Source organism: Pseudoxanthomonas sp. JC1303 (genome assembly GCF_058448525.1).
The window spans coordinates 1,422,664-1,448,370 of sequence record NZ_CP185958.1; the positions used below are offsets into that span (position 1 = coordinate 1,422,664).

Below are 25,707 nucleotides of genomic sequence, written 5' to 3' on the forward strand. Positions count from 1 at the left end.
CCGCACCGCCGTTTCCGATGAGTGCCATTCCCACCCAGCCCAAGCGCCGCGCCGATGCGGAGCACAACCGCGCGCTGCTGCTGCAGGCGGCCGAAGCGGTCTTCACCGAGCTGGGCGTGCAGGCGCCACTGGAGCTGGTGTCACGGCGCGCCGGTGTCGGCCGGGCCACGCTGTTCCGCAACTTCCCTGACCGGCAGACGCTGGTGCTGGCACTGCTGGACCGGGGCCTGGACGACATCGCCGAGGAGGCCGCGCGCCTGGAGCAGGCGCCGGACGCCCTGGTCCAGTTGCTGCACTTCGTCCTGCAGCGGATGATGATCCACGCCCCGCTGGTGGAGTACTGGCAGAGCGAGGGGCGTGACAAGCCCGAGATCGAGGCGGCGATGATGCGACTGGTGACGGTGTTCGCCCCGGTGGTGGAGCAAACCGTGGCGCAGGGCCGCTGCCGTCCCGACCTGACGCCCACCGACATCCTGCTGCTGCTCAAGCTGTTCAGTGCCTGCGCCATGCCGATGATGGCGCCGCTGGCGCCGTTCGAGCGCGTGTGGGGCTTTGCGATGGACATCGTCCAGCCCGTCGTACCCAAGCCGAAGAGCCGGCGCTCGCGCCCAGTCGCGACCCGGCGCGCCTGAGACGGCGGGCCGCGGCGCAGGCTCAGTAGACGACGCTGAAACGCCGGCCGGTGTGGGCGGGGTTTTCGATCTCGTCCAGCAGGGCCACGGCGAAGTCCTCGTAGGAGATCGCGCTCTTGCCCGCCGCGTCGGTGAGGAAGGCATCGCCGCCCAGGCGGAACTGGCCGGTGCGCTCGCCGGGGCCGAAGAAGGCCGCCGGCGACAGGAAGGTCCACTGCACGTCGCTCACCCCTCGCAACTGGTCCAGGAAGGCCGCGCCCGGCACGGCCTCGGACTTGTAGGCTTCTGGGAACTCGGGCGTATCGATCAGGCGCACCCCGGGGGCGACCTCCAGCGAGCCGGCGCCGCCGACCACCGCCAGGCGCGGAATCTTCGCCGCGCGCACGGCGGCCAGCACGTGGTCGGCGTCGACCGTGGCGAAGCGTGCCGCGCTGATCAGCACGTCATGACCGGTCAGTTTGGCGCCCAGTGCGGCCGGGTCGGCGCTGATGTCGCCTTGGACAAAGGCCACGCCTTCACCCAGATCGGCCACCGGGGTGCGGGCGACGACGGTGACGGTGTGGCCGCGGCGCAGGGCCTCGGCAAGAAGACGGCGGCCGACATTGCCGGTGCCGCCGATGAGGGCGATGGATGCCATGGTGAGAACTCCTATGGTGGTTACGAAAAGGAACCATGGCATCATGGGGAACCGGATGCGCCCTGCCAAGAAGGGAGCCGCGCGTGTCCAGGTGACCTGCGTGTGACCTCCCCAGCCCGGAGCCCCCCGATGAGCCTGCACCGATCCCCCGCCCCCTACGCCGCGCAATGCCCGGTGCGCGACGTGCTCGACCGCCTCGGCGATCGCTGGAGCACCCTGGTGCTGCAGGCGCTGAAGGAGGCGCCGCTGCGCTTCTCCGCCCTGCAGCGGCAGGTCGACGACGTGTCCAAGCGGATGCTGGCCAAGACCCTGCGCACGCTGGAAGAAGACGGGCTGGTCACCCGCACCGTGTTCCCCAGCAAGCCGCCGGCGGTGGAATACGCGCTGACGTCGCTGGGCCGCAGTTTCGTGCCGCAGATCGAGGCACTGGTGCAATGGGCCGCTGCCCACCACGACACCATCCGCGCCGCGCGCGCCGCCTACCGTGCCAGCGAGTCAAACGCTGCCTGACATCGGCACAGTGCAGTGGAACTGCGACCAGGGCATGAGGCAGCCCGGTGTTGCAACGCGCGCATGACGCGCATCGCCATACCCCTCGAAGGCCTCCTCGACACACCGCCGCATGTGTCCAGCGTGCTCCGCGACGCCTGCCCAAAGTGCGCCCCACGGCAGGACCACTCCGAACCGCCCTGCCACGACCGCCTGGGCAGGCATGTCCCACACCTGCTGCCCGAACCGCTGGCCTGGCCGCAGCGCCGCATCGACGCGGTTGCCCTGCGCACCAACGCAGGGCCTGCACGGGCCGAGGGTTACCCTGTGCGCATGACGTCTTCTGCCTCACGCGGCTTTTCGCAGGACCACGCCGCCCTGCTCGACACCCTGGCCCGCGCGCGCGACCTCCTGGTCATCCAGGACCTGGATGGCGTGTGCATGGACCTGGTCCACGATCCCCTCACTCGCCGCCTGGAGCGCGACTATCTGCAGGCCGCGCGCCAGCTCGATGGCGCCTTCTACGTGCTCACCAATGGCGAGCACATCGGCCCTCGCGGCGTGAATGCGCTGGTCGAACAGGCCTTCGGCGATGCGGCGCATCCGCGCACGCACGGCGGTTATCTGCCCGGCCTGGCCGCAGGCGGCGTGCAGTTGCAGGACCGGTACGGCACGGTGAGCCATCCGGGCGTGAGCGAAGCGGAACTGGCGTTCCTGCGGGAGGTGCCGGTGCGTGCGCGCCGCTTCCTGGCCGCGCACCTGGCCGGCGCGCCGTTCCACCTGGAGCCGCACGTCATCGCCACCCTCAGCGGCGCGGCGGTGCTGGACAACCCGGCCTCGCCCACGCTCAATCTCAACGTCCTGCACCACCATCTGGTCGACCGCCCAGGCCTGTACGCGCAGCTGCAGGACGATGTGGCCGGCTTCATGCGCGCCCTGCTGCAAGAGGCCGCGCGCGAAGGGCTGGACCAGGCGTTCTTCGTCCACTACGCGCCCAACCTGGGCCGCGACGCAAACGGCGACGAAGTGCTCAAGCCGGCCGAAGGCGACAGCGCCGGCACCACCGATTTCCAGTTCATGCTGACCGGTGCGGTGAAGGAAGTCGGCGTGCTGGTCATCCTCAACCACTACTTCCACCAACGCACCGGACGGTGGCCACTCGGCGAGGGCTTCAACGCACGCCAGGCGCCGCGCGACCACGACGCGCTGCTTGCCTTGGCGCGCGCGCATTTCGATCCGGCGCTGATGCCGCACCTGGTGGGCGTGGGCGATACGGTCACCAGCGTGGGGCGCCAGCATGAAGGGCAGAACGTGTGGCTGCGCGGCGGCAGCGATCGTGGCTTCCTGACCCTGGTGCAGCAGCTTGGCCAGGCGCTGGGCACGCCGAGCACGGTGGTGTTCGTCGACAGCAGCGGCGGCCAGGTGCGGCGTCCGGCACTGGATGCCGCGCACCTGCAGCGCGCGGTCCGGGACACGGCGGTGGATCCGTTCCCCGCCGCCGAAGGCATCACCGATGCGCAGGATCCGCTGCGGCTGGACGTGGTGTTCCCCGGCGGGCACACGCAGTACGTGGCCTTCTTCAAGGCGCTGGCCGCGCGGCGCGCCGACGCACGCTGACCGCGCCGATCCGTGCCAGCACCTCGCTCGGGTGATGACGACACCTGTTCGCTGGCACGCCGGTGCGGCTCAGCACTGCAACCGCGCCCTCGCCGCGCTCGCACCCTTCAACCGGGTGCGCGGTCGCGCGGGCTACGCCGCGTCGAGCAGGGCCAGCGCGCGCGCCAGTTCGTCGTCGGTGCGCGGACGGATCAACCGCGCGACCTCCTGGCCATCGCGCAGCAGGACCAGGGTCGGCCACAGCTTGACCCGGTAGCTGCGCCCCAGCGGGCGGCCGCGTCCGTCCTCGACCTTCAAATGGGTAATGTCCTCGCGGGCGTCCAGGGCTCGCTGGAACAGCTGTTGCGCGGCGATGCAGTGTGGGCACCAGTTGGTGCCGAACTCCAGCGCGACCAGGCCGGGCATGGCGTCGATCTCTTCACGCGTGGGCGCCTGGTCGGGCGCGGCGTGGCGGGCGGTGAACGGCATGGTGCAAATCCTCCTGCGTGGCTCAGCCGGCGATGCGCACGAACACGCGCGTGCCGCTACCGCCACCACTGGCCGGGCGCTCCTGCACGTTGAAATGGCGTGGCTGGCTGCGGAACAGTTCGCTGAGCTTGCGGTGTCCGTATAGACGCGGGTCGAAGTCCGGGCGGATCTTGTTGAGATAGCTGCCCACCGGTCCCAGCGGCGCCCAGCCTTCTTCGTCGGAGGCCTCTTCGATGGCCTGGCGCAGCAGCGACAGCGGCGGGGTGTTGCCCTTGGGCGCGACTGGCTCGGGCGCCGGCGCGTTGGCCGCCTTCTTGCTGGCGCGCTTGCGCGGGGCGGTGGCCTTGGGCGTCTCGGTGGTGGCCGCGGTCGGCTCTGCGCGCAGCACGTCGTTGTAGATGAACTTGTCGCAGGCCTGGACGAAGGCATCGGGCGTCTTGCGCTCGCCAAAGCCGTAGACGGCCAGACCCTCCTCGCGCAGGCGCTGGGCCAGACGGGTGAAGTCGCTGTCGCTGGACACCAGGCAGAAGCCATCGAAGCGATGCGTGTACAGCAGGTCCATCGCATCGATGATCATCGAGCTGTCGGTGGCATTCTTGCCGCTGGTGTAGGCGAACTGCTGCACCGGCGCGATGGAGTGCTTGAGCAGGGCCTGCTTCCACTGGGTCATGCGCGTGCTGGTGAAATCGCCATAGATGCGCTTGACGCTGGCCACCCCGTACTTGGCCACCTCGGCGAGCAAACCCTCGATCACCGACGGTTGCGCGTTGTCCGCATCGATCAGCACCGCCAGGCGCTGCTGCTCGTCGTCGGTGTCGGGCTTGATGTGCGGCTTGGATTTCATGGGTGCTCCTGAAGTACGAAGCTCATCGTACTGCGATGCCCTGCACGAGGCTGTCGGCGGGGCCACGTCCCGTAGCGCCGAGCTTGCTCGGCTACGACTTTCCCAGCGATCTGATCGTAGAGCCGAGCTTGCTCGGCTGGGGCCTTTCCCGACGCCCCCTGTAGAGCCGAGCTTGCTCGGCTGGGGCCTTTCCCGACGACCTGGCCGGAAAGCAGCCGAGCGAGCTCGGCTCTACACGGCGATCTGACCGAAGAGCAGCCCTGCCGGAGCGCAGCCGAGCGATCTCGGCGCTACAACATCGGGCAGGGCCGGGCGCGGGTCAGGCGCGTGCCTTCGCGCGTCGCCGCCTGCGCCACCAGAGCATCGGCAACGCCAGGATCGCGATGGTCACCAGCGCCAGCACCGTCATGCGCACCGCAATCCCATGCTGGAACACCAGCGCCTTGCCGGTGCCGTCCAACGTGTACACCACCAGCGCGTCGTCCAGCTTACCCAGGCCTTCGCGCCCGCCAGCGGCGATGGCGATGTATTCCTTGCCATTCACCGCATAGACCGATGGGGTGGCCTGGCCACCGGCGGGCAGCTTGCTGCTCCACAGGGTCTTGCCGGTCACCGTGTCGATCGCGCGCAGGCGGGAATCGGCGGTCGCGGCGATGAAGGTCAGCCCGCTCTTCGTACTCACCGCGCCGCCGAGCAGCGGCATGCCCACCTCCAGCGGCAGCCATGGCAGCACGTCTTCCAGCGTGCCCAGAGGACGCTCCCAGGCGACGGTGCGCGTGCGCAGGTCCACTGCCACCAGGCGCCCCCATGGCGGCGCGACGCACGGCGTGCCATTGGGCGAGAGCAGCGAGCCACGGCGCATCGCGTACGGTGTGCCGTCCATGTCGGTGAACTCCTGCCCCGGGAAACGCGTGCGGGCCTCTTCCGACGTCAGGGCGTCGTAGTCCGCGCGCGGAATCAACGCCACCTGCATCGGCAGGTCCAACACCGGCACGATCGCCAGCTGCCGTGCCTGATCGATCGCGATCCCGCCCCAGTTAATGCCACCGGCCCAGCCGGGCGAGGCGATGGTCCCGCGCACGCTAGGCGGGGTGAAGATGCCCTCCGAGCGCAGGCCGCCGATGCGCTTGGCGCAGGCCGCCTTCTCCGATGGCGTCGGGCCCCAGGCGTCGTCCGCGGTCACCGGCGCGTGGCGCGCCAGGCGCAATGCCGGCTCGGGCATCGGCTGGGTCGGCGAGGCCTGTTCGCCCGGGACATCGGAGGCCGGCACCGGCACCTCGCTGATCGGGAATACGGGTTCCCCCGTGCGCCGGTCGAAGGCGAACAGGAAGCCGGTCTTGGTCGCCTGCAACACTGCCGCGCGTGGGCCCTGCGCGGTCTGCACCGTGGCCAATGCCGGTTGCGAGGCCAGGTCGTAGTCCCACAGATCGTGGTGGACCAGCTGCTGCGCCCACACCCGGCGGCCGGTCTTCGCATCCAACGCGACCAGCGCGTTGGCGTCGCGGTTGTCGCCCAGGCGCTCGCCGCCGTAGTAATCGGGACTGGCCGAACCAGTCGGCACGTAGACCAGACCCAGCGCGGGATCGACCGACAGGGGCGGCCAGGCGTTGGCCGAACCAACCGTGCTGGCCTGGCCGGCCTGCCAGCCGGCGGCGCGCGGATCGTCGGCGCGACGCGGCACCGGGTCCCAACGCCATAGCTCGCGCCCGCTGCGCACGTCATAACCGCGTACCACGCCCTGCTCTTGGGTGTGCGCGCGGTTGTCGCCAATCGAGCTGCCGCTGATCAGCACGTCGCCGGCGATCACCGGCGGCGAGGTCACCGCGTAGTTGCTCCACGGACTGTCGGGGTCGTCGACGCGGGTGATGCCGGCATGCAGGTCGATGCTGCCGCTTTCGCCGAAGCCGGCGCACGGCTTGCCGGTGCCGGCATCCAGCGCGACCAGCCGCGCATCCAGGGTGCCGAACACGATCCGCACTGCGCACGGCGCGCCGGCCGCCACCTGCGAATCGCGCCAGTAGGTCACCCCGCGCGAGGCCGGGTCGCTGTAATGCTTGTCGCGGGCGATCTGCGGATCGAACGACCAGTGCCTGGCGCCGGTGGCCGCATCCAGCGCGAACACGATGTCGGTGCCGGTGGTCAGGTACATGACCCCGTCGACGACCAGCGGGTTGGCCTCGAACCGCATCCGCTCCGGATCGCGAAGCCCGGCACCTTTCTCGCCGGTGTGGAACGACCAGGCGACCTTCAGCCGCCGCACGTTTGCGGGCGTGACCTGGGTCAGCGGCGAGAACTGGCCGCCGCCCGGCGCACCGCCGTAGTGCGCCCAGTCGCCCTCGGCCGCTTGGCCGCTGGCCGCCCCAACCGCCAGCAGCACCCCCGCCAGTCCCGCCTGCCATCGCCGCATGTCCCGCTCCCCATCCTGTCGTTGGCAGCGGAGTCTGAGGACGCGACCGGGCGTCGGCCACCCACAAGGGACCACCCCACGGCGGCCTGGGACCAGCCGTGGGATCGGAGGGACGAACGTGGGGACGAACCGTCAGTCCGCCAGGGCCGCCGCATCGGCAATGGCCGCCTCCCGGCGAGCCGGGCCGTCGGGCAGCTTCATGCCCTCGGCGCGCACCACCTGAATGTCGCTCAGGCCGATCAGCCCCAGCACCGATTTCAGGTAGGGCACCAGATGGTCCAGTGCCGCGCCCGGGCCCTCGCTGTAGACGCCGCCGCTGGCGGTGAAGACCAGCACCCGCTTGCCCGGCGGCAGCAGGCCCTGCGGGCCGGCCTCGGTGTAGGAGAAGGTGCGCCCGCCGCGGATCACGTGGTCCAGCCAGGCCTTGAGCGTGGAGGGGATAGTGAAGTTATAGAGCGGGGCCCCGATCACGATCACATCGGACTGCTCCAGCTCGCCGATCAGGGCGTCCGAGCGCGCGGCCACCTCGGCTTCCGGGCCAGGCTGGGGTACCTGGCCGAACAGGGACGGCAGGATCTCCGGCGGCAGGTGCGGCAGCGGCCGGGCGGCCAGATCGTGTTCGATGATGCGCACATCGGGTTCGCTTGCACGAACGCGTTGCAGATAGGCCTCGGTCATCGCGCGCGAGGCCGAGGCCGACGGGTTGAGGCTGTTGTGGAGGACGAGGATCTGGGTCATGGCGCAGGCCTGTTCCGGGAAGGGATGGCGTAACGTACGCGCCCATCTCCACTCAAAAAACCAGGATGGATTCGATCATGTCCAGCAAGGATCTTGATATAGAAACCTTGTCCATCGACCAACTGCAGGTGTTCATGGCGGCGGCCGAGCACGGCAGCTTCTCCGCCGCCGCCCGCGCCCTCGGGCGCACCCAGTCGCTGATCAGCTATGCCGTCCAGCGCCTGGAGGAACAAGTCGGCCTGGTCCTGTTCGACCGCGCCGGCTATCGTCCGCGCCTGACCGAGGCCGGTCAGGCCCTATTGCCACGGGCGCGGCGCATCGTCGGCGAGGTCAGCGCCTTTCACGCCCTCTCGCGTGGGCTGTCAGCCGGCGTGGAGGCCGAGGTCTGCATCACCGTCGATGCGATGTACCCCATGTGCCTGCTGCTGCGGGCGCTGCTGGACTTCCGCGACCGCTGGCCGGCGGTCTCGCCGCGCGTACTGGTGGGCAACATGGGCGCGGCAGTCGAGCAGGTGCTGGACGGCCACTCCCTCCTGGGTCTGGTCAATCCGGTAGCGACCCAGGCGCCTGAGCTGGAACTGCGCCCGGCGGCCTTCATCACCATGGTCCCGGTCGCCGCGCCGCATCACCCGCTGGCCCGGCACGAGGGCGAACTGCTCACCGAGGACCTGCGCGACCATGTGCAGCTGGTGCTTACCGACCGCGCCACCCGCCTGTCGCAGCCGGACCGCGGCGTGTTCTCCAGCCAGACCTGGCGCCTCAACGACCTGGGCGCCAAGCACTCGATGCTGCTGGCCGGACTGGGCTGGGGCGGCATGCCCGAGCACATGGTCCGCGACGACCTGACCGCCGGCCGCCTGGTCCAGCTGCCCTCGCCCTACTGGGATCCGCACCGCACCCTGCCCATGTCGGTGGCGTACCGCCGCGACGCCCGGCTGGGTCCGGCCGCGCAGTGGTTGGCCACCCACCTGAGCTCGCTGGTCGACGAGGCGGTGCCCACACCGGGGGCGCAGCGGGTGCAGAAGCACGCGGCAGCCTAGCGATTGGTTGCCGTCGCCCTGTGTCGCGTTTGCCTGCTGTCGTTCGTCGCCCATCTATCCATTCCGCTGCATAACGGAGTCGTCGATGCCCCCGATCCTGACCGCTTTTGCCAACTCGCCCGATCGGGGTCGTGGCCTGGCCCGCGACATGCGGGTGCGCTGGGCCCTGGAGGAGACCGGCCAGCCTTATGACGTGCGCCTGTTGTCCTTCGACCAGATAAAGCAGCCGAGCCACCTGGCCCTGCAACCCTTCGGCCAGATCCCGACCTGGGAGACCGAGGACGGACTGGTGCTGTTCGAATCCGGTGCCATCGTGCTGCACCTTGCCGAGCAGCGGCCCGGGCTGTTGCCGCGCGATCCGCGGGCACGCATACGCGCGATCGCCTGGCTGTTTGCCGCGCTCGACACGGTCGAACCGCCGGTCGTGGAGCGGTCGATGTGCACGCTGTTCGAGCGCGAGCAGCCGTGGTTCGAACACCGGCTGGCACAGCTGGATGGGCGCGTGCGCCAGCGCCTGGGTGAGCTGTCCGACGCCCTGGGAGAACGCGATTGGCTGGAAGGCGACTTCAGCTGCGGCGACCTGATGATGGTCTCGGTGCTACTGCGCCTGGGCAGCAGCGGCCTGATCGACGGATCTCCCAACCTCACCGCCTATGTCGCGCGCGCCACGGCGCGAGCGGCCTACCAGCGCGCCTTCGCCGCGCAGCGCGCGGTGTTCGAAGAGTCGCGGATGCACCGCGCGCAATGAGCATCTGGATGCTGCTATGCAGCACGAATGACCGCCGACCAGGCCCTTGCAATCAAGGACGTGGCTGCTATCGTGCAATCGATTGCATGCGCCGATACGGCGCCTGTCCGCGTCCGGTTGGGAGGCCGGCCCATGGCACGACTCGAACCCATTGCAGGTCCACGTCTGTCGCCGTTGACGACGACACGTCCACGAAACGATGCCGAGCGCGGACATCGTCGGCGCACGGCCCACCCGTTTTTTTTTGGGGCCGGCTTTCAATCGTTTAGATGCCTCCAGACGGCGGCTGCGGCTCTTCGCGCGGAGCGCTGGGCATGACCTCCTCCTTGAACCGACGCGACCTGCTGCGCGGCACGCTGCTGGGCGGGATCGGCCTGGCCGCCTCGACCCGCCTGCCCGCGCTGGCGCAGGCCGCGCCAACGACCAAAGGCCACCTCAAGCAGTCGGTGGCACGCTGGATCCTGCATGACCTGTCCATCGACCAGCTGTGTCGTACGGTCAAGCAACTGGGGCTGTCGGCGATCGATCTGGTGGGCCCGGCGGACTGGCCGACGCTGAAGGCCCACGGGATCGACAGCGCGATGTGCAACGGCGCCGAGCTCGGCCTGACCAAGGGGTTCGCGGCCACCGAATTCCATGACGAACTGGTCACGCGCTACATGCGCCACATCGACCTGGTCGCCGAGGCGGGTTACCGCAACCTGATCTGCTTTTCGGGCAACCGCAACGGCATGGATCCGCTGCAGGGCATGCACAACGCCGAGATCGGCCTCAAGCGCCTGCTCGGCCACGCCGAAAAGCGCGGCGTGGTGCTGGTCATGGAACTGCTGAACTCGCGCGTGGACCACCCGGACTATCTGTGCGACCACTCGGCCTGGGGCGTGGAGCTGTGCAAGCGCATCGGCTCGCCCAACTTCGGCCTGCTGTTCGACATCTACCACATGCAGATCATGGAAGGCGACATCATCGCCAGCATTCGTCGCAACCATGAATACTTCGTCCACTACCATACCGCCGGCGTGCCCGGACGGCATGAGCTGGACGACACCCAGGAACTCAACTACGCCGCCATCTGCCGCGCGATCCGCGACACCGGCTTTGGCGGCTACGTCGCGCACGAGTTCAGCGCCGAGCACAGCGACCCGATGGATGCGCTGCGCCAGGCCATCGCCCTGTGCGACGTGTGAGAGACCCACTATCCACCGAGGGAAGCAGTCACCCATGGCAGACAACCACTACGACGCGATCGTCGTCGGCTCCGGCATCAGCGGCGGCTGGGCAGCCAAGGAGCTGACCGAGCGCGGCCTGAAAGTCCTGATGCTCGAACGCGGCCGCAACATCGAGCACATCAAGGACTACGTCAACGCGGGCAAGGAGGCCTGGGACTATCCGCATCACGACACGCCCACCCAGCAGATGAAGGCCGATCATCCGGTCCTCAAGCGCGATTATCCGCTGTCGGAGAGCACCAACGGCATGTGGGCCGACGAGAAGGACTGCCCCTACACCGAGACCAAGCGCTTCGACTGGTTCCGCGGCTATCACGTGGGCGGACGCTCGCTGATGTGGGGGCGGCAGAGCTATCGCCTGTCGGACATCGACTTTGGCGCCAATGCCAAGGAGGGCATCGCGGTGGATTGGCCGATCCGCTATGCCGACATCGCGCCGTGGTACGACCATGTCGAGCGCTTCGCCGGCATCGCCGGTACCACCGAAGGGCTGGACGTGCTGCCCGATGGGCAGTTCCTGCCGCCGATCCCGTTGAACATCGTCGAGAAGGACGTCGCCGCGCGCCTGAAGAAATCCTTCGGCGGCACGCGCCACATGATCCACTCGCGCACGGCCAACATCACCGAGCCCAAGCCCGAGCAGGGCCGGGTCAACTGCCAATACCGCAACAAGTGCATCCTGGGCTGCCCGTTCGGCGCGTACTTCTCCACCCAGTCCTCCACGCTGCCGGCGGCGATGGCCACCGGCAATCTCACGTTGCGCCCGTTCTCCATCGTCAAGGAAGTCCTGTACGACAAGGACCGCAAGCGTGCCAAGGGCGTGGAGATCATCGACGCGGAGACCGGGCAGACCTACGTCTTCACCGCCAAGGTGGTGTTCCTCAACGCGTCGGCGTTCAACTCGACCTGGCTGCTGATGAACTCGGCCACCGAGGTGTGGGAAGGCGGTCTGGGTTCGTCCTCCGGCGAGCTGGGCCACAACGTCATGGACCACCACTTCCGCGTGGGTGCGTCGGGGCGCGTGGACGGCTACGAGGACAAGTACTACTACGGGCGCCGGCCGTGCGGCTTCTACATCCCGCGCTTCCGCAACCTCAATGGCGAGCGACGCGACTACCTGCGCGGCTTCGGCTATCAGGGCGGCGCCAGCCGCACCGGCTGGTCGCGCGACATCGCCGAGCTCAACATCGGCGCCGACCTCAAGCAGGCGCTGAGCGTGCCGGGTGAGTGGCGCATCGGCATGACCGCCTTCGGCGAGATCCTGCCCTACCACGACAACACTATCAGTCTGAACCACGCCGTTAAAGACAAGTGGGGCCTGCCGGTGCTGGCGATGGACGTGTCGCTGCGCGACAACGAGCACGCCATGCGCAAGGACATGGGCGCCGATGCCGGCGAGATGCTGGAGGCCGCCGGGGTGAAGGACGTGCAGGTCTACGAGAGCGACTACGCGCCGGGCATGGGCATCCACGAAATGGGGACCGCGCGCATGGGACGCGACCGCAAGACCTCGGTGCTGAACATGCACAACCAGGTCTGGGACGCGCCCAACGTGTACGTGACCGACGGGGCCTGCATGACCTCGGCCTCCTGCGTGAATCCGTCGCTGACCTATATGGCGCTGACCGCGCGCGCGGCCGACCATGCCGTGCGCGAACTCAAGGCGGGGAATCTGTGATGCAACGACGCGAACTGCTCAAGATGATCGCCGCCACCACCGGCATGGCCATGATCGGCCTGCCGGCGGTGGTGTTCGGCCAGGCCCAGCTGCCAGTCCCGCCGGCCAACAATGCCTTTTCCAAGGCGCAGGTGGCGCTGATGGACGAGATCGCCGAAACCATCCTGCCGCGCACCGACACTCCCGGCGCCAAGGACGCGGGCCTGGGACTGTTCATGGCGCAATTCGTGACCGATTGCTACGACGCCAAACAGCAGGCGATCTTCCGCGCCGGCCTGGCCGATGTGGACAAGCGGGCCAAGGGCGGCTTCTTGGCGCTCACGCCGGCACAGCGCACCGAGCTGCTGCGCACGCTGGACGCCGAGGCCCGCAACGTCAGTCCCGATCCGGACAAGGCCGAAGACCAGGGTGCCGATACCGCGGCCACCCCGCCGCATTACTTCACCATGCTCAAGCAGCTGGTGCTGTTCGGCTTCTTCACCTCGCAAGTCGGCGCGACCGAAGTGCTGCGCTATGTCGCCATCCCCGGACGCTATGACGGCGACATGGCCTACGAGCCCGGCACGCCGGCCTGGGCGACCTGACGGCCAACAACACGCGATGCAGCCGCATCGCCCAAGGGAGACCAAGATGAGCAAGCAAGCGATCGCGATGCTGGCCTGTGCGCTGGCGGCCGTGCCAGCCTACGCGCAGACGCAGGGCGACCCGGCCAAGACCGAAGTGTGGAAGCCCGTGCCCGCCGCGGTGGCCACGCCGGTGGGCGCGGCGCCCTCGGATGCGGTGGTGCTGTTCGACGGCAAGGACCTGTCGGCCTGGGACGGCGAGGACGGCGGCAAGCCGGGCTGGCACGTGGCCGATGGCGCGGTCACCGTGGTGCCCAGCAGCAAGGGCATCCGCAGCAAGCAGAGCTTCTGCGACATACAGCTGCACGTGGAATGGCGCACGCCGACCGAGACCCAGGGCCTGGAAGGACAGAACCGCGGCAACAGCGGCATCTTCCTGCAGGACCGCTACGAGCTCCAGGTGCTGGACAGCTACCAGAGCGCGACGTATTCCAACGGCCAGGCCGGCTCGATCTACAAACAGTCCATCCCGCTGGTCAACGCCTCGCGCGCGCCCGGCCAGTGGCAGACCTACGATGTGATCTGGACCGCGCCGCGCTTCTCGCAGGGTGGCGGGCTGACCGCGCCGGCGCGCATCACCGTGCTGCACAACGGCGTGCTGGTGCAGAACGACACGGTGATCGCCGGCAAGACCGAATACATCGGCGCCCCGTCCTACGCACCGCACGGCTGCGCACCGATTTCCCTGCAGGACCACAACGCCAAGGTGAGCTACCGCAACATCTGGGTGCGGAAGCTGTAGGTTCAATCGATTCCCGATGGGAGTTGTGGGAGCCGCCATGGCGGCGATGAGGCTTCACCGGTAAAGCCACTCGCCGCCATGGCGGCTCCTACCAGGTGCGGGCTTGCTTCAGCGAAGCAGCCATCGTTTGATGAAAGAAAAGCGGCGCCCGAAGGCGCCGCTTTTTTGCGTCATGCGTCCGGCCTCAGCGCTTCACATCGGCGGGCAGGTGTTCGACCAGGTAAGCCGCACCGGCCTTGACCGCGGCCGCCGGGTCGCGCGGTTGGTCATGCTCGATGATGTACCACTTCACGCCGTCGCGATCGGCCGCGGGCAGGATCGCCTTCCAGTCCAGCACGCCGTGGCCGACGGCGGCAAAGCCGCCTTCGTCGGCGGCCTGGCCTTTCGGCGCGTTGTCCTTGGCGTGCACCGCGAACAGGCGGCCCTTGAGCTTGTCCAGGTAGGCCACCGGATCGTTGCCCGAACGCGCCACCCAGGCCAGGTCCAGCTCGGACTTCAGCGCCGGGCCGGCGCCATCGAGCAGCAGTTCCAGGCCGGTCTTGTCGCCAAAGCGGGCGAACTCGAAATCATGGTTGTGATAGGCCAAGGTCATGCCCTGCGCCTTGAGCGTGTTGGCCAGCTGTCCCAGTTCCTTGCCCAGCGCGGTCCAGCCCGCAGCGTCCTTGGGCCGCTGGGCATCGCCCAGGTAGGGCACGACCAGCACATGGTTGCCAACGGCCTTGTTGAAGGCGACCACACTGGTCAGGTCCTTGCGCAGATCGTCCAGCTGCACGTGCGAGGACGTGACCACGATGCCGTACTTGTCCAGCAGGGCCTTGAGTTGCGGCGCGGTGGTGTCCTGCATGCCGACGGTCTCGACCGCGGTGATGCCGGCATCGTGGACCAGCTTGAGCCGGTCTTCCAGCGTGGGGATGTTGCGCAGCGTGTACATCTGCACGGCGATGGGCAACTGCGCGGCGGTGCGCTCTTTGGCCAGCGCGGGAAGCGCTGCGCAGAGCAGCAGGGCGGTGGCCGCAAGGCGGCGAGGCAGGGTGAGCGTCATGGTGTCCTCCCGGGGATTGGATGGCGGCGCGTGGTCACGCGTCGATGTGGGTCCAGGCGCGCGTGCGCGCCGAGGCGATCACGCCCTCGACGATGCGCGCCGAGCGCAGGCCGTCGGCAAAGGTCGGCAAGCCTTCAGGCGTTTGCCCGGCGATGGCGCGATAGGTGTCGGCGACGAAGGCCTCGAAGCACTGGGCATAGCCCTGCGCGTGGCCGGCCGGCAGCGAGGACAGCCGACGTTGTTCGGCGCTGCCCGCACCCGGGCCGCGCACGAAGATCTCCTCGCGCTGGTCGGGCCGGCCGATCCACAGGCGCTCGCAGTCCTCCTGATCGAAGGCCACGCTGGCCTTGGCGCCGTCGATCTCGAACCACAGCCGGTTGCGACGCCCGGCCGAGACCTGACTCACCGTCAGCGTGGCCAGCGTGCCGGCGCCGGTCTTGAACATCGCCGCGGCCACGTCCTCGCTGGAGACGGCCTGGGTCTGCCCGCCCGCGGCGGGCGTGGCGAAACTCTTGCCCGCGGCCACGGCGCGCTGGGCGATGACCGTTTCGAACGCCGCGCTGACTTCGGCAAAGCGCTCGCCGCCGACCCATTCCACCAGATCGCACCAGTGCGAGCCGATGTCGGCGAACACGCGCGAGGTGCCGCCCAGGGTGGGATCGACGCGCCAGTTGTTGCTGGCCGGATCCAGCAGCCAGTCCTGTAGATAGCTGCCGTGGATCAGGCGCAGCGGGCCCAGCTCGCCATCGGCGATGCGCGCGCGGGCTTCGCGCACGACCGGGTGGTAGCGGTAGACGAACGGCACCGTGGCCACCAGGCCGGTGGACTGCGCCAGCGCGGCCAGCGCCTGCGCGTCTTCCAGGGTCGTCGCCAGGGGCTTTTCGCAGATCACGTGCTTGCCGGCCTCCAGCGCGGCCTGCGCCATCGCCCGGTGCAGGTGGTTGGGCGTGCACACGTGCACCACCTGCACCTGCGGGTCGGCCATGACCGCATCGAGGTCGGCATACGCCTTCGGCACGCCCCAGTCCTGCGCGACTTCCTGGCCACGGGCAGGCGATGAGGCCATCACCCCGCGCAGCGTCGCGCCCGCCAGCAGCGCAGCGCGGCGATGCACCGCGCCGATCATGCCGGTGCCGAGAATGGCGATCCCGAGCTTGCTCATCATTCGGCTCCTCAATGCGTCGTGGGCGCCGCGACCGGCTTGTCGCGGAACAGCAGCAGGAAGGCGATCAGCACCAGCAGCGCCACGCCGGCGGGAAACAGCCAGATGCTCTGCCAGTCGCGACCGGCCGCGGTGGTGTAGTGCTCGACCACCGCACCGGACAGGAAGGTGCCGATCAGCATGCCCACGCCATAGGTGGCCAGGGTGATGAAACCCTGCGCGCTGCTGCGGAAGGCCGGGCCGGCGTGGGCGTCGGTGTAGATCTGCCCGGTGACGAAGAAGAAGTCATAGCAGATGCCGTGCAGCACGATGCCGCCCACCAGCAGCGCGAAGCCCGCGCCCGCATCGCCGTAGGCGAACAGGCCGTAGCGCACCACCCAGGCGGCCATGCCCAGCGCCAGCATGGTCTTGACCCCCAGCCGCGCGAACAGGAACGGCATGGCCAGCATCAGCAGTACTTCGGACACCTGGCCCAGCGACTGCAAGCCGGCGGCGCCGCGCACACCCAGGTCGTTGAGATAGGGATTGGTGAAGTTGTAATAGAACGACAGCGGGATGCAGATCGCGATCGAGGCCAGGAAGAACACCAGGTACGAGCGCGACTTCAGCAGACGCAGTGCGTCCAGGCCGAGGATCTGGCCGAGCTTGGCGTTGCGCTGCTGCTCCAGCGGCGGGGTGTGCGGCAAGGTCAGCGCGTAGAGGCCCAGCAGCAGCGAGGCGCCGGCGGCCATGCGGAAGGTCAGTTCCAGGCGGTGCGCCTGCTCCCAGCCCAGCCAGCCGATCAGCACGCCGGCGATGATCCAGCCGATGCTGCCGGCCACGCGCACGGGCGGGAACTGCTTTTCCGGCACCTGCATGTGGCGCATGGCGATGCTGTTGGCCAGCGCCAGGGTCGGCATGAACAACAGCATGTAGCCCATCACGCAGGCGGCGAAGGTGTCGAAGCTGGTGGCCAACGAGGCGCCCCACATCAACACCGCGCCCAGGATGTGCAGCACCGCCAGGATGCGCTGGGCGGCGAAGTAGCGGTCGGCGATCAGGCCCACCAGGAACGGCGCGACGATCGCACCGATCGACTGGCTCAGGAACGCGGTGGCGACCTGGCCGGCACTGGCCTGTAGCGGGCCCTGCACCAGATAGGTGCCCAGGGTCACGAACCACGCGCCCCAGATGAAGAACTGCAGGAACATCATCGCGCCCAGGCGCGACATGGTGGACGTCATGACTTCCCCTCCCAGGTCAGTATCAAGATTGGATCAAAGCCCCAGCATCTTGCGCAGCGCTTCCGGGCTGGCGCCGCTGTCGGCGAAATCGTCGAACGCGTGCTCGGTCACGCGGATCAGGTGGTCGCGGATGAAGCGCGCGCCCTCGCGCGCGCCATCTTCGGGATGCTTCAGGCAGCACTCCCATTCCAGCACCGCCCAGCCGGGGAAGTCGTACTGGGCGAACTTGGAGAAGATCGCCTTGAAGTCGACCTGGCCGTCGCCGAGCGAACGGAAGCGGCCGGGGCGATCGATCCAGTTCTCGTAGCCGCCGTACACGCCGCTGCGCGCACTGGGGCGGTACTCGGCGTCCTTGACGTGGAAGATGCCGATGCGGGGGTGGTAGCGATCGATGAAACCCAGGTAGTCCATCTGCTGCAGCAGCAGGTGGCTGGGGTCGTAGAGGATCTTGGCGCGCGGGTGGTGGTCGACCACCTCCAAAAAGCGCTCGAACGTCGCACCATCGTGCAGGTCTTCGCCCGGGTGGATTTCGTAGCAAAGATCCACGCCGTGTTGGTCGAACACCTCCAGGATCGGGCGCCAGCGGCGGCCCAGTTCGGCGAAGGCTTCGTCCACCAAGCCAGGCGGACGCTGCGGCCAGGGATACATGTACGGCCAGACCAGGGCGCCGGAGAACGTGGCATGCGCGGTCAGGCCCAGGCGCTGGCTGGCCTTGGCCGCCAGCGTGAGTTGCTCCACCGCCCAGGCCTGGCGCGCGGCCGGATCGCCGCGCTTGTCCTGCGGGGCAAAGCCGTCGAACAGGCTGTCGTAGGCCGGATGCACCGCGACCAGCTGGCCTTGCAGGTGCGTGGACAGCTCGGTGATCTGGATGCCGTGCTCGGCCAGCATGCCGGTCACATCATCACAGTAGGTCTGGCTCTCCGCCGCCTGCGCAAGATCGAAAATATGCGGCGCGCTGGTCGGGACCTGTACCCCAGAATAGCCAAGGCCCGAGGCCCATTGCGCCAGGGTGTCCAATCGGTTGAAAGGAGATGTGTCCCCAATGAACTGCGCCAGGAACAGCGCCGGACCCTTGAGCGTTCGCATGCGGATTTGCCTTGATGCAATCGATTGCACGATCCTAGCATGGGACCCTCGGTGCACACGTTGTGCATCGCATCGGGCGTTGCCGGACTGAGCCATGCCGACCATCTACGACATCGCAAAACACGCAGGCGTGTCGGCTGGCACGGTCTCGCGTGCGCTGTCGCGCCCGGAAAAGGTGCTGCCGGAAACGCGCGCGCGCATCGAGCAGGCCGTCACCGCGCTGGGGTACATGCCCAATGCCGCGGCCAGGACGCTCAAGACCCAGCGCAGCGGCAAGATCCTGGTCACCGTGCCGGACATCGCCAATCCCTTCTTCGCACAGATCCTGCAGGGCGCCGAAGAAGCCGCACAGGCCGCCGACTACGCCGTCCTGCTGGGCGATACCCAGCACCTGCCCGAGCGCGAGGAACGCTATGCGCAGATGCTCCGCCGCAACGAGGCCGATGGGCTGATCGTGCTGGGCCACCGGCTGCCGCCGACGGCACGCCAGATCGTCAGGCAGCGCGGCGCCGCCGCACCGGTGGTCAATGGCTGCGAGTTCGACCCCGCGCTCGGCATTCCCAGCGTGCACATCGACAACGCGGCGGCGGCACGCGCGGCGATGGAGCATCTCTACGCGCTGGGGCACGAGCGCATCGCGGTGGTCGGCGGCCCACCGGACAACCCTTTGCACCGGCAGCGCCTGGAAGGCGTCAAGGTCGCGGCCAGGGCGCGGGGCCGCATGCGCCAGCTGCAGCTGGTGCCCGGCGATTTCTCGGTCGAGTCCGGCCACGCAGCCGCCTGCACTTGGCTCGATCGCCCAGCGCCGCCGACCGCGGCCTTCTGTTTCAGCGACCAAATGGCGCTGGGCGTGCTGGCCGCATGCCGCGAACACGGCGTGCGCGTCCCGCACGACTTCTCCGTCGTCGGCTTCGACGACCTGTCGTCCTCGCGCTACCTCAGCCCCCCGTTGACCACCATCGCCCAGCCGATGCGGGAGATCGGCATGCGTGCGGTCAACCTGCTGTTGGCCATCATCGCCGCGACCCAGACGCCGCTGCAGCAGACGCTGGATTTCAGCCTGATGCTTCGTGGATCGACGGCGCCGCCGCCCGCCTGAGTCTCGGTCTGCTCTCGCCAAGGCATGCTCGAGCTACGCGGCGCACACTGCGTTGCCCTTGAGACGCGCACGGGCCCCGCGGATATCGGCCGCCTTAGAAGTGCTCGGCGCTGGCACGGGCCCAATCGTCGGCGAACGGGTCCGGCACCGGCTCGGACAGCAATTCGCCCGGACGCAGGTAGCGATGCAGCTGTCCGTAATCGCGTGCCTGCTGATCGGGCATGCGATGCAGGATGTGCTGCGGGGTCAGCTGCGCCGGATCGGCCGCGCCCATCGCGCCGGTGATCTCGATGAAGCTGTCGAGCGTGGCACGGTGATAGCGCTTCACGTGCTCGGCGCGGTCGTCGATCTTCAGTGCGCGGGCACGTCGCTTGTCCTGGGTGGCCACGCCGGTGGGGCAGGTGTTGGTGTGGCAGCGCAGCGCCTGGATGCAGCCGACCGCGAACATCATCGGCCGGGCCACATTACAGATGTCCGCGCCGATGGCGATCTTGTGCACCATGTCGAAACCGGTCACCACCTTGCCGCTGGCGATCACCCGGATCTTGTCGCGCAGGCCGCAGCCGACCAGCGCGCTATGCACGAAGGGCAAGGCTTCGTTGATGGTCAGGCCGAGCCTGTCGGACAGTTCCACCGGCGCCGCACCGGTGCCGCCCTCGGCGCCGTCGACCGTAATGAAGTCGGGCAAGGTGCCGGTCGCCCGCATCGCCTTGCAGATGCCCAGGAACTCGCTGCGCCGGCCGATGCACAGCTTGAAGCCGACCGGCTTGCCGCCGCACAGGCCACGCAGCCGTGCGACGAAGTCGAGCAGTCCGCGCGGGGTATTGAATTCCGGGTGCGACGCCGGCGACAGGCAATCCTCGCCCTGCGGCACCTCGCGGATGCGCGCGATCTCAGCGTTGACCTTGGAGCCGGGCAACATGCCGCCGTGGCTGGGCTTGGCGCCCTGCGAGAGCTTGATCTCGATCATCTTCACCAGCGGGTTGCTGGCCTTCTTGCGGAAGTCCTCGTCGTCGAAGCGACCGTCCTGGGTGCGGCAGCCGAAATAACCCGAGCCGATCTCCCAGATCACATCCGCGCCGTGTTCCAGGTGATAGGGCGTGAGGCCGCCTTCGCCGGTGTCCTGGGCGAAGCCGCCCATCGCCGCGCCCTTGTTCATCGCCAGCACCGCATGGCTGCTCAGCGCGCCAAAGCTCATCGCCGAGATGTTCAGGCGCGAGCTGTCGTAGGGGTGATCGCATTGCGGTCCACCGACGCTGATCCGCTCGGCGGTCTTGGGCACCTGCTTTACATCGAGGGAGTGCAAGGCAAAGTCGAAGCCGGACTGGAACACGTCGTATTCGGTGCCGAACGGGTGGGTCCCGCTGCTGCCGGCCGCGCGCGCCTTGATCAGATCGCGTTGCTGGCGATTGAACGGCCGGCCGCTCTTGTCGTCCTCCAGGAAGTACTGGCGAATCTCCGGACTGATGAACTCCATGATGTAACGCAGGTGGCCGATCACCGGGTAGTTCGACAGCACGTTGCGCGGCGAGGCGATGTCGTACACGCCCAGTGCGATCAGGGGCAGGATCGCCAGCAGCGCCCAGGCGGCGCCGGGATGGGAAGGGATCAGGGCCGCGACCAGCACGATGGCGACCAGGGACAGGGCATAGAACAGGTAACGCCACATGCTTGTGACTTCTCCGGCGAGGCGCTGTTTCGCGGCTGCGTCAGCGCGTGATCGGGAGGTCCGCATCCGCTGCCATGTCACTGGCGAAGGGACCGGACCGGTGCAGTGCCCCGGGGCCTGGCGCGGGACGCGCAGCCGAGAGACCGTGATCAAGCCTGCGCGCGGCCACGTCGACCCGGCATGAAGCACCGCACCCCGCCCAGGCCCATTGCGCGATGTGGCGCTCGATGGCGTTGTCGCACGATGCAAGCTGCCTGCCCGAAACCGCGTCGCACATGCCGATGCATTTCAGCCTGGTGCCACGCGGGTCAGGCGATGCCTCCAACCGCCTGAGCTACGGCCTCGCCGGCCGATCTGCTCGCCTCATCCCAGCGTGCACGGTGGGCGCTCGCCCGGGCGCAGCGTCAGCACGTCCACGCCGGTCCGGGTGACGGCCACGGTGTGCTCGAACTGCGCCGAAAGCTTGCCGTCACGCGTATACACCGGCCACTGATCCGGCTTGGACCGGATCGCCGCCCTGCCCTGGTTGAGCATCGGCTCGATGGTGAAGGTCATGCCCTCCTCCAGCACCAGCCTGGTGCCGGGACGGCCGTGGTGGAGGATCTGTGGATCTTCATGCATCTCCCGGCCGATGCCGTGACCGCAGTACTCGCGCACCACGCTGTAGCCCTGTCCGCGCGCTGCATGGGCGATGGCATGGCCGATGTCGCCCAACCGCGCACCCGGCCGCACCGCGGCGATGCCTTTCCACATGGCCTGGTACGCGGCCGCCACCAGGCGGCGTGCCTGATAGTCGACCTCGCCCACCAGATAGGTGGTGCTGGAATCGGCGATGTAGCCGTCCTTCTCCAGGGTGATGTCGAGATTGACGATCTGCCCGCTGCGCAGCACATCCTCGTGTGCGGGCACGCCGTGGCAGACCACATCGTCGATGGAGGCATTGAGCACGTAGGGGAACCCGTACTGTCCCTTGCTGGCCGGCCGAGCGTGCAGTTCGTCGACGATCATGCGCTCGACAAATTCGTTGAGCTCCATCGTGCTGCGGCCTTCCAGCCGCTGTTGGCCCAGGGCGTCGAAGACCTGCGCCAGCAGCGCGCCGGCGCGGGCCATCAGCGCCAGTTCCTCTGCGCTCTTGGTCATGCGCGCCCGCTGCGCAGCGCCTGTGGCTGCACGCCGGCGGCACGCAGCTCACTGGCGACGATCTGCTGGAAGCTCAGCTCCGGATGCAGTTCGCACAGCATCCCGACCTTGATCCAGAAGTTGGCCTGCGCGTTGATCGAGCGGCTGCTGACCTTGCAGGCGCGACGCAGCTGTTCGTGCAATTCGTCATCGATGTTGACGATGCCCATCGGCAAACCTCCACACGTTCGATATATATGAATCGTATATGTTTCGTATAGCCCTGCGCAAGCGAGGCGGCCACCGCTGCGCGACGCGCTGGAACGCGGTGAGCGCGGCGTTTCGCGCGTGCCGGCCGCCCCGGGCTTGCGCGGCCGCAGGCCCGGCGGGGTGCAAGCCGCCGGCCGATTCGGCCACACTGGGGGACTTTCCGTGTTTCCAAAGGGGCCCGCATGTCCGCCTGGCTGCGCCGTAAAGACATCAACACCGTCACCGTCCACGAGGCCGGACGCCAGCTCAAGCGCACCCTGAGCTGGCCGCACCTGATCGCGCTGGGGATCGGCGCCATCGTCGGCACCGGCATCTACACGCTGATCGGTGTGGGCGCCAACCTCGCCGGCCCGGCGGTGCTGATCTCCTTCCTGGCAGCGGGCATCGTCTGCGCCTGCGCGGCGCTGGCCTACGCCGAGATGTCCACGATGATGCCGGCCGCCGGCAGCGCCTATACCTACAGCTACACCGCGCTGGGCGAGACGATCGCCTGGATCGTGGGCTGGAGCCTGATCCTGGAGTACTCGCTGGTCGTCTCCACCGTGGCGGTGGGCTGGTCGGGCTATGCGGTGGGCTTCCTGGAAGGCTGGGGCGTGCACCTGCCACATGCGCTGACCGCCGGCCCGCATGCCGGCGGCGTGCTCAACCTGCCGGCGGTGCTGATCACCTTCGTGGTGGCCGGCCTGCTGATGGCCGGGACCAAGGAGAGCGCCACGCTCAACGCCATCCTGGTGGTGGTCAAGATCATCGCCCTGAGCATCTTCGTGGCCGTGGCCCTGCCGCATTTCAACAGCGCGCACATGCAGCCGTTCATGCCCTACGGCTTCGCCAAGTCCGTGGGCGCAGATGGCGTGGAGCACGGGGTCATGGCCGCGGCGGCGATCATCTTCTTCGCCTTCTACGGCTTCGATGCGATCTCCACCGCCGCCGAGGAAACCAAGAAGCCCGAGCGCGACCTGGCCATCGGCATCGTGGGCTCGATGATCGGCTGCACCCTGATCTACGTGCTGGTGGCGCTGGCCGCGGTGGGTGCGATGAGCTACACGGTGTTTGGCCACAGCCCCGAGCCGCTGGCGCTGATCATGCGCGAACTGGGCCAAGGCGCGGCGGCCAAGGCCATCGGCGCGGCGGCGGTGATCGCCCTGCCCACGGTGCTACTGGCCTTCCTGTACGGGCAGAGCCGCATCTTCTTCGTGATGTCGCGCGACGGCCTGCTGCCACGCGGGCTGTCCAAGGTCAGCGCGCGCACCGGCACCCCGATCGCCACCACCGCCTTCACCGCGGTGCTGGTCGCCGCCCTGGCCGGCATCGCCCGCCTGGACGAGATCGCCGCGCTGGCCAACGCCGGCACCCTGGCCGCCTTCACCGCCGTGGCCGCGTGCATGCTGGTGCTGCGCAAGCGCGAGCCCGACCGCCCCCGCACCTTCCGCACCCCGCTGGCCTGGATCGTCGGCCCGGTTGCGATCCTCGGCTGCCTGTATCTGTTCTTCAGCCTGCCCAGCCGCACCCAGCTGTACTTCGGCATCTGGAACGTCGTCGGCCTGGTGGCGTACGTGCTGTACGGCCGGCGCAATGCGGTGTTGGCGAAGGACTGACGGTTACGAAGCAGCGACGGGGTGTTGCTGCGCTGCGTCTGGCGTCGCCGGGACGAGGTGATCGCGGAAGAAACCTGCGATCACCTCGAACGCCTCCCGGCTCTCGGGCAGGTCCGCGTCCAAGTAGAACGCGTGTCCCAGTCCGTCCCAGATATTCAGCTGCGGCCTGCGGCCCAGGCGCGTCAGGCGCCCATGCATATACACCGCACTGCTCAACTCCGGCGCACGCGTGGCGGTCACGAACAGCGTCGGCGGAAAATGGCGAAGCACATCGTCTGAAAAGGCCGGCGAGACCAGCGGGTCCCGGAAGTCGACATCGCCGTAGTAAAGGTCTTCCATGATCTCGGTGCGGGCCTGGGATGGCGGTGGCGCAAGCCCATTGATGGCGGCGGAGATGAACTGGGAGTCTCCGCCGTAGCGCGCATCGCCGCCCGCGCAGAACACACCTGCCGCGCCCGGCATGGGCAGCGACTCCACGGCGATACGGGCCAGTACCTCGGCCGTCAGCACGCCTCCGGATGAGCAGCCGAAGAGCCCGATACGACTGGGCGGCAGACGTTCCAGTGCCGCGCGATAGACGCGCAGGACATCGTCGGTAGCGGCGGGAAAGTGGGATTCCGGGCCTTGCCGATATTCGACGGCGGCCACCGTCATGCCGGAAGCCGCCGCGACAGGAATCGCATCCAGCAGCCCCATCGACTCCGCGCGGCCCAGGACGAACCCTCCGCCGTGCAACTCGATCAGCAGCTGTTCGCCGCGCGCGCCCTTGGGCTCCACCAGCACCACGGGGACACCGCCCCATTGCTCATGGGAAACCCCGACCGCATGACGCGCCCGGAGCTTGGCCACTTCGCCCTTCGCCCAGGCATCGGTCCCCTCCCTGAGGTGTTGAAGACTGCGAACAAGCGCCGCGTTGTCCATGGACGCCAGCGGGTCGACGCTGTTGGCGTCCGCGATGACTTTCTTCCTGGCCTGGGCACTCAGATATGCGGAGGCTGGGAGGTCGAACCCCTTGACGTGACGGGCGCCGCTGTCTGGATCTTGGGCGAGCACAGCCACAGAGGTTGTCGCTAGCACGAGGAGGAACAGATAACGCCCGAGATGGGAATGGATCAAGACACTCCCCCGAGGGTTGTGGAAAGGCCAGTGACGCGCTCAGTGTGACGCGGACATCGACGCCTCACCAGGCGTCAGCAAATGATCGAGGATCGGATCCAGCACGATCTCGGGAAGCGATTCGATGATGGCCTCCGCCATCTGCTGACTCGCAACAGGATCCACCGATGGCAGGCTGAAGGCATGGGCGCGTGCTTGCGCGCTTTCCCATTGCGCGTAGGCATAGAAGACGCCGTCGGCGCCTCGATGGAGACGCGATCCCAGGGCCCCGCGCTGCTCGCGCAGTCGCAGGGTCAACCTGGACCAGGCAGCGATGTAACTCGATTCAAGCTCAGGACGCACGCGCGCCCGATAGATCACGCAGAAGCCGACGCCATTGATCATGCATGCATGTCCTTTGCAGGTGAGGGATGCGCATTGTTGCCTATCCGGCT

Annotated in this window: 25 protein-coding genes; 11 read left to right on the plus strand and 14 right to left on the minus strand. The window is 68.3% G+C overall.

The genetic code is table 11. The features are described 5' to 3' along the window. Positions 1-17: 17 nt before the first annotated feature. Entirely contained in the window at positions 18-632 is a 615-nt protein-coding gene (locus tag ACORQU_RS06280) for a TetR/AcrR family transcriptional regulator (RefSeq protein ID WP_491643957.1), read from the plus strand. 22 nt (positions 633-654) lie between these two features. Here the strand turns inward: ACORQU_RS06280 and ACORQU_RS06285 are convergent, their stop codons facing one another. Then, positions 655-1,269, minus strand: a complete 615-nt coding sequence (locus ACORQU_RS06285; RefSeq protein ID WP_491643958.1) for an NAD(P)-dependent oxidoreductase — start codon at positions 1,267-1,269, stop codon at positions 655-657. Positions 1,270-1,398: 129 nt separating this feature from the next. Here ACORQU_RS06285 and ACORQU_RS06290 point away from each other — a divergent pair, with 129 nt between their 5' ends. After that, positions 1,399-1,779 (plus strand): winged helix-turn-helix transcriptional regulator, encoded by a 381-nt coding sequence (locus ACORQU_RS06290; RefSeq protein ID WP_491643959.1) that lies wholly within the window; start codon positions 1,399-1,401, stop codon positions 1,777-1,779. A 312-nt stretch (positions 1,780-2,091) separates the two neighbouring features. Next, on the plus strand, positions 2,092-3,375 hold the full coding sequence (gene stpA, locus ACORQU_RS06295) for a glucosylglycerol 3-phosphatase (protein WP_491643960.1): 1,284 nt from the start codon (positions 2,092-2,094) through the stop codon (positions 3,373-3,375). A gap of 132 nt (positions 3,376-3,507) precedes the next feature. On the opposite strand, the gene ACORQU_RS06300 is transcribed toward stpA, so the two are convergent. From ACORQU_RS06300 to ACORQU_RS06315, 4 genes are all read right to left on the minus strand, one after another. Continuing rightward, positions 3,508-3,843, minus strand: coding sequence for a thioredoxin family protein (locus ACORQU_RS06300; RefSeq protein ID WP_271648215.1), 336 nt, complete (start codon positions 3,841-3,843; stop codon positions 3,508-3,510). 22 nt (positions 3,844-3,865) lie between these two features. Beyond that, positions 3,866-4,687, minus strand: a complete 822-nt coding sequence (locus ACORQU_RS06305) for an NYN domain-containing protein (RefSeq protein ID WP_491643961.1) — start codon at positions 4,685-4,687, stop codon at positions 3,866-3,868. A 319-nt stretch (positions 4,688-5,006) separates the two neighbouring features. After that, positions 5,007-7,094 (minus strand): pyrroloquinoline quinone-dependent dehydrogenase, encoded by a 2,088-nt coding sequence (locus ACORQU_RS06310; protein ID WP_491643962.1) that lies wholly within the window; start codon positions 7,092-7,094, stop codon positions 5,007-5,009. A 132-nt stretch (positions 7,095-7,226) separates the two neighbouring features. Beyond that, positions 7,227-7,832: an FMN-dependent NADH-azoreductase gene (locus tag ACORQU_RS06315; RefSeq protein WP_271648212.1), complete on the minus strand. Its 606-nt coding sequence runs from the start codon at positions 7,830-7,832 to the stop codon at positions 7,227-7,229. A 77-nt stretch (positions 7,833-7,909) separates the two neighbouring features. Between ACORQU_RS06315 and ACORQU_RS06320 the strand changes: the two genes are divergently transcribed. From ACORQU_RS06320 to ACORQU_RS06345, 6 genes are all read left to right on the plus strand, one after another. Further along, entirely contained in the window at positions 7,910-8,872 is a 963-nt protein-coding gene (locus tag ACORQU_RS06320) for a LysR family transcriptional regulator (RefSeq protein WP_271648211.1), read from the plus strand. An 85-nt stretch (positions 8,873-8,957) separates the two neighbouring features. Continuing rightward, positions 8,958-9,620: a glutathione S-transferase family protein gene (locus ACORQU_RS06325; RefSeq protein WP_491643963.1), complete on the plus strand. Its 663-nt coding sequence runs from the start codon at positions 8,958-8,960 to the stop codon at positions 9,618-9,620. Between the two features lie 314 nt (positions 9,621-9,934). Further along, positions 9,935-10,807 carry a hydroxypyruvate isomerase family protein gene (locus ACORQU_RS06330; RefSeq protein ID WP_491643964.1) on the plus strand — a complete coding sequence of 291 codons (873 nt, stop codon included), beginning with the start codon at positions 9,935-9,937 and terminating at the stop codon, positions 10,805-10,807. Positions 10,808-10,841: 34 nt separating this feature from the next. Then, entirely contained in the window at positions 10,842-12,527 is a 1,686-nt protein-coding gene (locus ACORQU_RS06335; RefSeq protein ID WP_271648201.1) for a GMC oxidoreductase, read from the plus strand. Then, positions 12,527-13,111 (plus strand): gluconate 2-dehydrogenase subunit 3 family protein, encoded by a 585-nt coding sequence (locus ACORQU_RS06340; protein ID WP_271648200.1) that lies wholly within the window; start codon positions 12,527-12,529, stop codon positions 13,109-13,111. Before ACORQU_RS06335 ends, ACORQU_RS06340 begins: the two co-directional genes overlap by 1 nt. A gap of 46 nt (positions 13,112-13,157) precedes the next feature. Next, positions 13,158-13,892 (plus strand): 3-keto-disaccharide hydrolase, encoded by a 735-nt coding sequence (locus ACORQU_RS06345; protein ID WP_491643965.1) that lies wholly within the window; start codon positions 13,158-13,160, stop codon positions 13,890-13,892. Between the two features lie 184 nt (positions 13,893-14,076). On the opposite strand, the gene ACORQU_RS06350 is transcribed toward ACORQU_RS06345, so the two are convergent. Genes ACORQU_RS06350 through ACORQU_RS06365 form a run of 4 tightly spaced genes read right to left on the minus strand, consistent with a single transcriptional unit; the run spans position 14,077 to position 18,405 of the window. Then, the gene (locus ACORQU_RS06350) at positions 14,077-14,934 is read right to left on the minus strand and encodes a sugar phosphate isomerase/epimerase family protein (protein WP_491643966.1); all 858 of its coding nucleotides are present in this window, start codon (positions 14,932-14,934) and stop codon (positions 14,077-14,079) included. 34 nt (positions 14,935-14,968) lie between these two features. Next, the gene (locus ACORQU_RS06355; RefSeq protein WP_491644987.1) at positions 14,969-16,096 is read right to left on the minus strand and encodes a Gfo/Idh/MocA family protein; all 1,128 of its coding nucleotides are present in this window, start codon (positions 16,094-16,096) and stop codon (positions 14,969-14,971) included. An 11-nt stretch (positions 16,097-16,107) separates the two neighbouring features. Continuing rightward, positions 16,108-17,319, minus strand: coding sequence for a nucleoside permease (locus ACORQU_RS06360; RefSeq protein ID WP_491643967.1), 1,212 nt, complete (start codon positions 17,317-17,319; stop codon positions 16,108-16,110). 33 nt (positions 17,320-17,352) lie between these two features. Then, positions 17,353-18,405, minus strand: coding sequence for a sugar phosphate isomerase/epimerase family protein (locus ACORQU_RS06365; protein WP_491643968.1), 1,053 nt, complete (start codon positions 18,403-18,405; stop codon positions 17,353-17,355). Positions 18,406-18,499: 94 nt separating this feature from the next. Here ACORQU_RS06365 and ACORQU_RS06370 point away from each other — a divergent pair, with 94 nt between their 5' ends. Then, positions 18,500-19,504: a LacI family DNA-binding transcriptional regulator gene (locus tag ACORQU_RS06370; RefSeq protein ID WP_491643969.1), complete on the plus strand. Its 1,005-nt coding sequence runs from the start codon at positions 18,500-18,502 to the stop codon at positions 19,502-19,504. A 94-nt stretch (positions 19,505-19,598) separates the two neighbouring features. Here the strand turns inward: ACORQU_RS06370 and ACORQU_RS06375 are convergent, their stop codons facing one another. The 3 genes from ACORQU_RS06375 to ACORQU_RS06385 form a co-directional block, all read right to left on the minus strand. Continuing rightward, on the minus strand, positions 19,599-21,173 hold the full coding sequence (locus tag ACORQU_RS06375; RefSeq protein WP_491643970.1) for an FMN-binding glutamate synthase family protein: 1,575 nt from the start codon (positions 21,171-21,173) through the stop codon (positions 19,599-19,601). 363 nt (positions 21,174-21,536) lie between these two features. After that, entirely contained in the window at positions 21,537-22,313 is a 777-nt protein-coding gene (gene map / locus ACORQU_RS06380; RefSeq protein WP_491643971.1) for a type I methionyl aminopeptidase, read from the minus strand. Continuing rightward, positions 22,310-22,522 (minus strand): ParD-like family protein, encoded by a 213-nt coding sequence (locus ACORQU_RS06385; RefSeq protein WP_491643972.1) that lies wholly within the window; start codon positions 22,520-22,522, stop codon positions 22,310-22,312. Before ACORQU_RS06385 ends, map begins: the two co-directional genes overlap by 4 nt. A 222-nt stretch (positions 22,523-22,744) precedes the next feature. Between ACORQU_RS06385 and ACORQU_RS06390 the strand changes: the two genes are divergently transcribed. Further along, a complete protein-coding gene (locus tag ACORQU_RS06390) occupies positions 22,745-24,157 on the plus strand; it encodes an amino acid permease (protein WP_491643973.1) in 1,413 nt (470 codons plus the stop codon). Positions 24,158-24,160: 3 nt separating this feature from the next. Here ACORQU_RS06390 and ACORQU_RS06395 read toward each other — a convergent pair whose 3' ends face one another. Then, positions 24,161-25,273 carry an alpha/beta hydrolase fold domain-containing protein gene (locus tag ACORQU_RS06395; RefSeq protein ID WP_491643974.1) on the minus strand — a complete coding sequence of 371 codons (1,113 nt, stop codon included), beginning with the start codon at positions 25,271-25,273 and terminating at the stop codon, positions 24,161-24,163. A gap of 39 nt (positions 25,274-25,312) precedes the next feature. Then, complete coding sequence (locus ACORQU_RS06400; protein ID WP_491643975.1) at positions 25,313-25,657, minus strand: antibiotic biosynthesis monooxygenase family protein; 345 nt, start codon at positions 25,655-25,657, stop codon at positions 25,313-25,315. Between the last annotated feature and the right edge of the window lie 50 nt (positions 25,658-25,707).